Source organism: Streptococcus sp. DD10, assembly GCF_001578805.1.
Taxonomy (GTDB): domain Bacteria; phylum Bacillota; class Bacilli; order Lactobacillales; family Streptococcaceae; genus Streptococcus.
The window spans coordinates 166,323-175,920 of record NZ_KQ969160.1 but is presented as its reverse complement, the minus strand read 5'-3'; the positions used below and the strand labels follow the sequence as shown (position 1 = coordinate 175,920).

Sequence of the window (9,598 nt, the reverse complement as noted above, 5' to 3'; positions counted from 1 at the left end):
CCAAGGATTTTATTTAATTTGAATGAAGGAAGTAGGACGAACCACTAGCAAAATGAAATAGCCTAATACTCTTCGAAAATCAAATTCAAACCACGTCAGCTTCACCTTACCGTACTCAAGCACAGCTTGCGGCCAGCTTCCTAGTTTGCTCTTTGATTTTCATTGAGTATAAATAGTTACTATTTCTTTAATCAGCAGAAAAACGTCACAAAAATGTGTCTAGTATTTTCTCTGTTCTTTTTATAAAATAAGAGAAAAAGGAGGTAAAAGAATGGTAGTATTTCCACAAGGGTTCTTATGGGGAACCTCTACTTCAGGACCACAAACTGAAGGAAGAGTTGAAAATGATGGCAAGGGAGACAATTTATGGGATCACTGGTTTAAAGAGGAAAAGCAGCGGTTTTACAATGGGATTGGACCTGACATAACGTCATCTTTTTACAAAAATTGGGAATCGGATATAGACTTGCTTGTGGAAACAGGACATTCTATTTTTCGAACATCAATTCAGTGGTCTCGTATTTTTCCACAAGGCACAGGTGAGATAAACCATAAGGGAGTTGAATTTTATCGGAAAGTTTTTGAAAAAATAAAGGAAAAAGAAATCCAATTGATGGTCAACTTGTATCATTTTGATTTGCCATTTGCTCTTCAAAAAGAAGGAGAGGGGTGGGAAAATAAAGCTACAGTTCAAGCTTATGAAGCTTATGCTCGATTTTGTTTTGAAACTTACGGTGATTTGGTGGATCGTTGGATTACCTTCAATGAGCCGATTGTGCCAGTGGAGTTTGGGTATTTTTATGATGCTCACTATCCACATAAGGTGGATGCTAGTGCGGCGGTTAAAGTAGCATTTCATACCCAGTTAGCAAGTAGTCTAGCTGTTAGAGCCTGCCATGAGGTGAACCCTACATATCAAATTGGAATCGTTTTAAATCTGACTCCAGCTTATCCACGAAGTCAACATCCTGCAGATCAAAAAGCAGCACGTTTTGCAGAGTTATTTCAAGCGAAATCTTTTCTAGACCCATCAGTTTTGGGTACCTACCCTCGTGAGTTAGTGGATATATTAGCAGAATACAAGATCTTACCAGAATCAAATGAGGAGCAATTAGGGATTATACGAGACAACACAGTTGATTTTTTGGGGGTTAATTACTATCAACCTTTACGAGTAGCAGCACCTAAGTATGCTATCCATCAAGATGCTCCTTTAATGCCAGATCACTTTTATGAACCCTATGTGATGCCAGGCCGAAGAATCAATCCTCATCGTGGTTGGGAAATTTATGAAGAAGGAATCTATGATATTGCTCAAAATATTAAGGAAAATTACGGCAATATTGAATGGTTTATGACGGAAAATGGTATGGGAGTAGAGGGAGAAGAAAAATTCCGTCAGGAAGGAATGATTCACGATGACTATCGGATTGAATTTGTAAAAGATCATCTAAGGGTTCTCCATCGTGCTATTCAAGAAGGTGCCAATTGCAAAGGCTATCTTATGTGGACTTTTATTGATTGCTGGTCATGGTTAAATAGCTATAAAAATCGATATGGTTTAATTGAATTAGATTTAGCTACTCAAAAACGTTACATAAAGAAATCAGGATACTGGTTTAAGCAATTGAGCCAGAATAATGGATTTGATTAAGTTCTAAATAAGATTGAAATCAAAAACATTTATCTCCAATAGAACAAGCACCATATAGAATGATAGTAAAAACATGTAAATTTTTGTAAATCAATCCTATCATGGATGGTTGTGAAACTCTTGGAATAGAAGCGTTCTTTTCCAAGAGTTTTTGCTTTAGAACGGTGAATTTATATTTTCATGATAAAATGAAGTAAGAATGCGTCGTCTATAATTGCAGAACGACTATTTTTTTCATATAATAGTAGTTGAAGTAATTGCTTAAAGATTACGGACATATCAAAGGAGAATTCTATGTCAAATTTATCCGTCAACGCTATTCGATTTTTAGGAATTGATGCTATTAATCAGGCAAATTCCGGCCACCCTGGAGTGGTTATGGGTGCTGCACCGATGGCATATAGCCTTTTTACAAAACAACTTCAGATCAATCCTCAAGTACCAAATTGGATTAACCGTGACCGATTTATCCTATCTGCTGGACATGGTTCAATGCTTTTGTATGCTCTTCTTCACCTTTCTGGTTTTGAAGATGTTTCTCTTGAAGAAGTAAAAAGATTCCGTCAGTGGGGTTCTAAAACACCTGGTCATCCAGAATTTGGTCACACATCAGGTGTAGATGCTACAACTGGCCCTCTTGGACAAGGAATTTCAACTGCAACCGGGTTTGCCCAAGCAGAGCGTTTTCTTGCTGCAAAATATAATCGTGAAGGATATCCAATTTTTGATCACTATACTTATGTTATCTGTGGTGACGGGGACCTTATGGAGGGTGTTTCAAGTGAGGCAGCTTCTTATGCTGGTCTTCAAAAATTAGACAAGCTGATTGTATTATATGATTCGAATGATATCAATCTAGATGGTGAGACAAAAGATTCCTTTACAGAAAGTGTTCGTGATCGTTACATATCATATGGTTGGCATACAGAGTTAGTAACAGATGGGACGGATCTTGAAGCGATTGAAACAGCGATTGAAGCAGCTAAAGCATCTGGAAAGCCATCTTTGATTGAGGTGAAGACAGTTATTGGTTATGGTTCACCAAACAAACAAGGGACGAACGCTGTCCATGGTGCACCACTTGGAGTGGATGAAACAGAAGCAACTCGAAAAGCCCTTGGTTGGGAGTACGCTCCATTTGAAATTCCTTCAGAAGTATATGCTGATTTTAAAGAAAATGTTGTAGAACGCGGAGTTGCAGCCTATGATGCATGGTCTGCTCTAGTTGAAAACTATAAACAAGCCTATCCAGAGTTAGCAGTAGAAGTTGCAGCAATTTTAGAGGGTCGAGACCCAGTTGAAATTACAGCGGCAGACTTCCCTGCATTAGAAAATGGTTTTTCTCAAGCAACACGTAACTCAAGTCAAGATGCCTTAAATGTGATTGCGGAAAAAATGCCAAACTTTTTAGGTGGTTCAGCAGATCTAGCTCATTCAAATATGACTTATATCAAATCAGATGGCTTACAAGATGATGCCAACCGTCTCAATCGTAACATACAATTTGGTGTACGTGAGTTTGCTATGGGAACGATTTTAAACGGTATGGCCTTACACGGTGGGGTACGCGTGTATGGAGGTACATTCTTTGTCTTTTCTGATTATGTTAAGGCTGCAGTGCGTTTATCTGCTCTTCAAGGACTTCCTGTGACCTATGTTTTCACTCATGACTCCATTGCAGTAGGAGAAGACGGTCCTACCCATGAGCCGATTGAACATTTAGCTGGACTTCGCGCCATGCCAAACTTAACTGTTTTTCGACCAGCAGATGCTCGTGAAACACAGGCTGCATGGTATCTAGCAGCAAGTAGCTCTAAAACCCCTACAGCTCTTGTTTTGACTCGTCAGAATCTAACAGTCGAAGAAGGAACTAGCTTTGATAAGGTGGCAAAGGGAGGATATGTTGTCTTTGAAAGTGCTACTGACTTTGACACTATCGTCATAGCGACTGGTTCAGAAGTCAATCTCGCAGTTGCAGCCGCAAAAGAGTTAGCTAATGATGGGGCAAAGATTCGTGTTGTCAGCATGCCATCAACAGAATTGTTTGATGCCCAAGAAGCAACTTACAAAGAATCTATCTTACCAAATGCAGTTCGCCGTCGTCTGGCGATTGAAATGGGAGCGACTCAAAATTGGTATAAGTATGTAGGACTGGATGGAGCTGTACTGGGAATTGATACTTTTGGTGCTTCCGCTCCAGCAGGAAAAGTGTTAGAAGAGTATGGATTTACTGTAGAAAATGTAAAACAATGCATTCAAAAATTGTAAAAAATAAGTAAAAAGAATTAGGCTAGTCCTAATTCTTTTTTTGCTTATCATAGTGCTATTTGAACTTTTACTGACGCATTAAAAATGACTAAAGTCATTGCTTTTTTAAAATAGACGGTTATAAAGGGAAAGTGTTTTTCATTCTAGTCGAAAACTGGAAGACGATGAACTGTTAGTTTGTAAAGTTAAATAAAAAATTTACAGGATTTCTCTTTTCTTTTTTTGAAATTCGGTGTATAATTCTTTTAACCCATTTCATAAAATAATATAAGGAGAACAGAGATGAAGAAAAGTTTTATTCACCAGCAAGAGGAAATTTCTTTTGTAAAAAATACGTTTACTCAATATTTAAAAGATAAACTAGAAGTTGTCGAAGTCCAAGGTCCAATCTTAAGTAAGGTTGGTGATGGGATGCAGGATAACTTGTCTGGTGTAGAACACCCTGTCTCTGTCAAAGTGTTGCAGATTCCCGATGCGACTTATGAAGTTGTTCATTCGCTTGCTAAATGGAAACGCTATACATTGGCTCGTTTCGGTTTTAGTGAAGGAGAAGGATTATTTGTCAATATGAAAGCCCTTCGACCTGATGAAGATTCGCTTGATGCTACCCATTCGGTTTATGTTGATCAATGGGATTGGGAAAAAGTGATACCAAATGGTCATCGTTCTTTGGCTTACTTAAAAGAAACGGTTGAAAAGATTTATAAAGCGATTCGACTAACGGAACTTGCAGTAGAAGCAAGATATGACATTGAGTCTGTTTTACCGAAACAAATCACGTTTATCCATACAGAAGAACTTGTAGAGCGCTATCCAGATTTGTCTCCTAAAGAGAGAGAAAATGCGATTTGTAAAGAGTTTGGTGCAGTATTTTTGATTGGTATTGGTGGTGAGTTGTCAGATGGAAAACCTCATGATGGACGTGCACCTGACTATGATGATTGGACCAGTGAGTCTGAAAATGGATATAAAGGACTGAACGGAGATATTCTAGTTTGGAATGAAGCTCTAGGCGGGGCTTTTGAGTTATCTTCTATGGGGATTCGTGTTGATGACGATACACTGAGACGCCAAGTTGCCATCACTGGTGATGAAGAACGGTTAGAACTGGAGTGGCATCAGGCTCTTCTCAAAGGTCTTTTCCCATTGACGATTGGTGGAGGAATTGGGCAATCACGTATGGCGATGTTTTTACTAAGAAAAAAACACATCGGAGAAGTTCAAACCAGTGTTTGGCCACAAACAGTACGTGATAGTTATGAAAATATCCTATAAGGAACCCTTGTCTATTCACAAGACTAGGATTGATGAGAGTCTGAGATTTTCTCAGGCTTTTTATACTCACAAACTGTAATGATGATTGCAAAAGATAAATGAGTTTCTTTTTGAAAGAATCACGAGAGATTGTAAGGTTGACCATGATAAAAAAATATTATTTTAGGAGAAATGTATGTCAAAAATGCTAAAAGGAATGGTATTAACAGTCGTGGCTGGAATTTCATGGGGGTTATCAGGTGCTAGCGGGCAATATTTGCTGGCGAACGGTTTTTCAGCATTACCATTGACCAATATTCGATTATTAGTGGCTGGATTTGTTTTACTTGGGGCTGTATATTTAACGGATAAAAATAAAGTTTTACGCTTGATTAGAGATAAAAAATCCATGGTGACTGTAGTTTTATTTGCATTATTTGGTCTTGTGTTGAATCAATTTTCTTATCTACTAACGATTCACGAGACCAATGCTGGCACAGCAACCGTTTTACAATATTTATGTCCCATTTTGATTTTACTCTATAGTTGTTTCAAAACACGTACTGCTCCAACTTTGATGGAGTTACTCTCGATATTTTTTGCCTTTTTTGGGACTGTCTTGATTGCGACACATGGAGATTTAACGCAATTATCCATAACAACTAGTGGTCTTTTTTTGGGAATATTCTCAGCATTTACCTATTCTCTCTATATTTTAATTCCGATTCAGATTATTCGTGATTGGGGGACGATGTTAGTCATTGGATTGGGAATGGCGATTTCTGGAATAGCTTTACTTCCATTTAGCGGATTAGGGCAGTTACAGTTAAAAGTTACAGTTGAGTTGGGCCTTGCCTTGGTAGGGATTATCTTAATCGGAACGATTTTGGCCTACACCCTTTTTCTAAAAGGTTCTGGAATGATAGGTCCTGTAAAATCAAGCCTACTTGCCTCTATAGAACCTATAGCAGCTGTGTTCTTTTCCTTTTTAATAATGGGAGAACAATTTTTTGCCATTGATTTTCTGGGTATGGGAATGATTTTATTGGGAGTAAGTTTGATTTCTGTACGTGATTTATTAAATGAAAGGAAGAATCACATTCATGATAGAGACTAGTTTGTTTGAAAAGCTTGTTAAAATAAGACACCATCTTCACCAATATCCAGAACTGTCAAATCAGGAGTATCTGACAACTGCTTTTTTACGAGAGTATTTAGAAAATCTCAATGTGAGAATTCTAGAAACGAATTTAAAAACAGGTTTGATTGCTGAAATTGGGCAAGGGTCCCCTGTTATTGCTCTTCGAGCTGATATTGACGCTCTTCCTATTATAGAAAGAACCGGTTTGCCGTATGCTAGTCTAACTCATGGTGTTATGCATGCTTGCGGGCATGATTTTCATCAGACCAGTTTACTAGGGGCAGCAGAAATTCTGAAACAATTCGAGCCTCAGCTAGAAGGCACTGTCCGTTTGATTTTTCAACCGGCTGAAGAAACATCACATGGGGCTAGTGCGGTGCTTGAGACGGGGAGATTAGATGATGTGATCGCTATCCTTGGTTTTCATAATATGCCTCAGCTCAAGGCCAATCAGTTGGCGATAAAAAGCGGAGGAGTTATGGCGGGTGTTGAAAAGTTTCGCGTAGATGTTGCTGGTGTCAGTAGCCATGCCGCTCGGCCAGACCTAGGAGTTGATACAGTAATGGCGATAACCAGTATGGTACAAGAGTTACAGCAGTTAATTTCTCGAAGGGTTTCTCCTTTTGAACCAGCTGTCTTATCCATTACTCATATTGAGGCTGGGTCAACCTGGAACGTCTTACCCCAGTCAGGATTTTTTGAAGGTACGATTCGTACGTTTAATCCGGACCTTCAAAAGCTTCTTAAGTGTGACTTTATCCAAATAGTAGAGAAAATAGCTCAAAGTATGGGAGCCCAGGTAAAAATGAACTGGGATCATACGCCACCTGTTACCTATAATAATCCAGAGTTAACAGAATTAATTCGATTTAACACCAGTCGATTTCAAACAGTTCTTGAGGCAGTGCCCTCTATGGCTGGCGAGGACTTTGCCTTTTATCAAGAAAAAATTCCTGGTGTCTTTGTTTTCATTGGTTCAAATGGAGCAATTGATGCTCCAGATCTCCATAATGACCAAATGACGATTGATGATCAAGCTTTTTATGTCTCGGTTCCTTTTTATGTTAAAAATGCCATCTTTTTACTCCAGCATTATAAAAAGAAACTATCGGGAGAATAAAAATTTTATATTAGTCGAGGGTGTTTTTTCTTGTTATGATAGACTTATCTAGTTTTCGAGGTTAATCAGATGAAAGAAATGCTTTCTTTACTTCTTTTGCTTCCAGCTGTGGTAAGCTAGAACAACTCAGCCAAGACTATCTAGGAGGTTCCTACTTACCGAATAAGGGTGATTTGGAGTAAAAAGAGTAGTTTGACTTTAAATTACTAAAAATATTCTAAATAATCCTGTATAGTTTTAAACTATATGAATGCATAGAAATTAAATAAACTATCTCTTACGTTTTTCTGATATAATAATCAGAGTAAAAACAGAAGTGATAGTTTTTCTTTATAGACTTGATAAATATTATATATTATACAAGAAGAACTGGATTTGGTATGATAAAACAAATTAACTTTTGGAGGAAAAAAATTTGAATTTGAAAAAAATCATCAAGTATACTACTTTTGCAGCAACAGGACTTGTGGCTGCAGCCACTTTGGTAGCTTGCTCATCATCGAACAACGCAAGCACAAGTGACAGCAGTGCTAGTAAGACTAAAATCGAAGTTGGAACGGTTGGAACAACGAAGCCTTTCTCATATGATCAAGATGGTAAGCTCACTGGTTATGAAATTGAGGTCCTTCGCGAAATCTTTAAAGATTCTGATAAGTACGAGGTTAATTTCAATAAGACAGAATGGTCTTCTGTTTTTGCTGGTTTAGACAGCGATCGCTACCAAATTGGAGCAAATAATATCAGCTATTCAGAAGAACGTGCTGGAAAATATCTTTATACCAGTCCATATGCAAAAAACCCAACTGTTCTTGTAGTTCAAAAGAATAGTGACATCAAATCACTTGATGATATTGGTGGAAAATCAACAGAGGTTGTTCAAGGAACGTCAACTGCGAAACAAGTGGAAGATTGGAACAAAGATCACGCGGATAACCCAACGACAATCAATTATACAGATGGGACTATCCAGCAAACACTTGTTAGCTTAAATGATGGACGTACAGATTACAAGATTTTTGAAAAAATCACTGTAGATCAAATTATCCGTGACCAAGGATTGGACAACTTGACAACAATTGAATTGCCAAGTAGCCAACAACCTTACGTATATCCTATCTTGTCACAAGGACAAGAAGAACTACAAACCTTTATGAACAAACGTATCAAGGAACTCTACGATAATGGAACCCTAGAGAAACTTTCAAACCAATATTTAGGTGGTAGTTACCTTCCTGATGCAGCAGACATCAAATAGTAAAGAATAATAGGAGAAATCACTCATGAAATTGAAAAAAGTTTTTGGTTTAACAGCAGTTGCTGCGCTTGCTACGATTGCCCTTGCCGCTTGTGGGAACTCATCCTCAAACAGTACTAAGTCGTCAGACGGTACAACAACTGTAAAGGTTGGGGTGATGAGTTTAAGTGATACTGAAGAAGCACGTTGGAACCAAGTTCAAAAAAACTTGGATGAAGCAGATGCAAAGGTTAAGCTAGAATTCACCGAGTTTACAGACTATTCACAGCCTAACCAAGCTGTTCGTGATGGTGATGTAGATATCAATGCTTTCCAACACTATTATTATCTTCAAAACTGGAATAAGGAAAATAATGCTGACCTCGTAGCGGTAGCAGATACCTATATCGCTCCTATCCGTCTTTACTCAGGAACACAAGATGGTAAAAATAAGTATACTGATGTAAAAGACATCCCAGAAAATGGAACAATTGCCGTTCCAAGTGACGCTACAAATGAAAGTCGCGCTTTGAATCTTCTTCAAGAAGCAGGTTTATTGAAGTTGGATGTGCCTGCTTCTGAACTTGCTACAGTAGCAAATATCAAGGAAAATCCTAAAAACTTGAAGATTTCTGAGCTGGATGCTTCTCAAACAGCAGCTTCATTGACTTCTGTTGATGCTGCAGTTGTTAATAATACTTTTGTTCGTGAAGCTGGTATTGACTTTGAAAAAGCTTTGTTTAAAGAAAGTATCGGTGAAAATTCTAAGAACTGGTACAACCTACTTGCAGCTAAAAAAGACTGGAAATCATCTGATAAAGCTGATGCGATTGAAAAAATTATTAAAGCTTACCACACGGATAGTGTAAAAAAAGTTATCGAAGAATCATCAGATGGTATGGACCAACCAGTTTGGTAATCAATCAT

The 9,598-nt window shown here is 38.0% G+C and carries 7 protein-coding genes; all 7 read left to right on the top strand.

Annotation, left to right across the window (positions count from 1 at the left end; genetic code table 11):
- The first annotated feature begins 271 nt into the window (after positions 1 to 271).
- The 7 genes from STRDD10_RS06220 (at position 272) to STRDD10_RS06190 (ending at position 9,590) form a co-directional block, all read left to right on the top strand.
- On the top strand, positions 272 to 1,654 hold the full coding sequence (locus STRDD10_RS06220; RefSeq protein ID WP_067193996.1) for a glycoside hydrolase family 1 protein: 1,383 nt from the start codon (positions 272 to 274) through the stop codon (positions 1,652 to 1,654).
- Positions 1,655 to 1,948: 294 nt separating this feature from the next.
- On the top strand, positions 1,949 to 3,922 hold the full coding sequence (tkt, locus tag STRDD10_RS06215; RefSeq protein ID WP_067193994.1) for a transketolase: 1,974 nt from the start codon (positions 1,949 to 1,951) through the stop codon (positions 3,920 to 3,922).
- A gap of 282 nt (positions 3,923 to 4,204) precedes the next feature.
- Entirely contained in the window at positions 4,205 to 5,197 is a 993-nt protein-coding gene (gene asnA / locus STRDD10_RS06210) for an aspartate--ammonia ligase (protein WP_067193992.1), read from the top strand.
- Between the two features lie 175 nt (positions 5,198 to 5,372).
- Positions 5,373 to 6,293, top strand: a complete 921-nt coding sequence (locus STRDD10_RS06205) for a DMT family transporter (RefSeq protein ID WP_067193990.1) — start codon at positions 5,373 to 5,375, stop codon at positions 6,291 to 6,293.
- A complete protein-coding gene (locus STRDD10_RS06200; protein ID WP_067193989.1) occupies positions 6,280 to 7,437 on the top strand; it encodes an amidohydrolase in 1,158 nt (385 codons plus the stop codon). The genes STRDD10_RS06205 and STRDD10_RS06200 overlap by 14 nt, the downstream gene beginning before the upstream one ends.
- A 415-nt stretch (positions 7,438 to 7,852) precedes the next feature.
- Positions 7,853 to 8,692 (top strand): amino acid ABC transporter substrate-binding protein, encoded by an 840-nt coding sequence (locus tag STRDD10_RS06195; RefSeq protein WP_067193987.1) that lies wholly within the window; start codon positions 7,853 to 7,855, stop codon positions 8,690 to 8,692.
- 25 nt (positions 8,693 to 8,717) lie between these two features.
- A complete protein-coding gene (locus STRDD10_RS06190; protein WP_067193985.1) occupies positions 8,718 to 9,590 on the top strand; it encodes a MetQ/NlpA family ABC transporter substrate-binding protein in 873 nt (290 codons plus the stop codon).
- Positions 9,591 to 9,598: the final 8 nt, after the last annotated feature.

Coding starts and splice junctions, on each gene's coding strand:
- asnA (WP_067193992.1), top strand. CDS start 4,205: ATGAAGAAAAGTTTTATTCACCAGCAAGAGGAAATTTCTTTTGTAAAA.
- STRDD10_RS06205 (WP_067193990.1), top strand. CDS start 5,373: ATGTCAAAAATGCTAAAAGGAATGGTATTAACAGTCGTGGCTGGAATT.
- STRDD10_RS06200 (WP_067193989.1), top strand. CDS start 6,280: ATGATAGAGACTAGTTTGTTTGAAAAGCTTGTTAAAATAAGACACCAT.
- STRDD10_RS06220 (WP_067193996.1), top strand. CDS start 272: ATGGTAGTATTTCCACAAGGGTTCTTATGGGGAACCTCTACTTCAGGA.
- STRDD10_RS06190 (WP_067193985.1), top strand. CDS start 8,718: ATGAAATTGAAAAAAGTTTTTGGTTTAACAGCAGTTGCTGCGCTTGCT.
- tkt (WP_067193994.1), top strand. CDS start 1,949: ATGTCAAATTTATCCGTCAACGCTATTCGATTTTTAGGAATTGATGCT.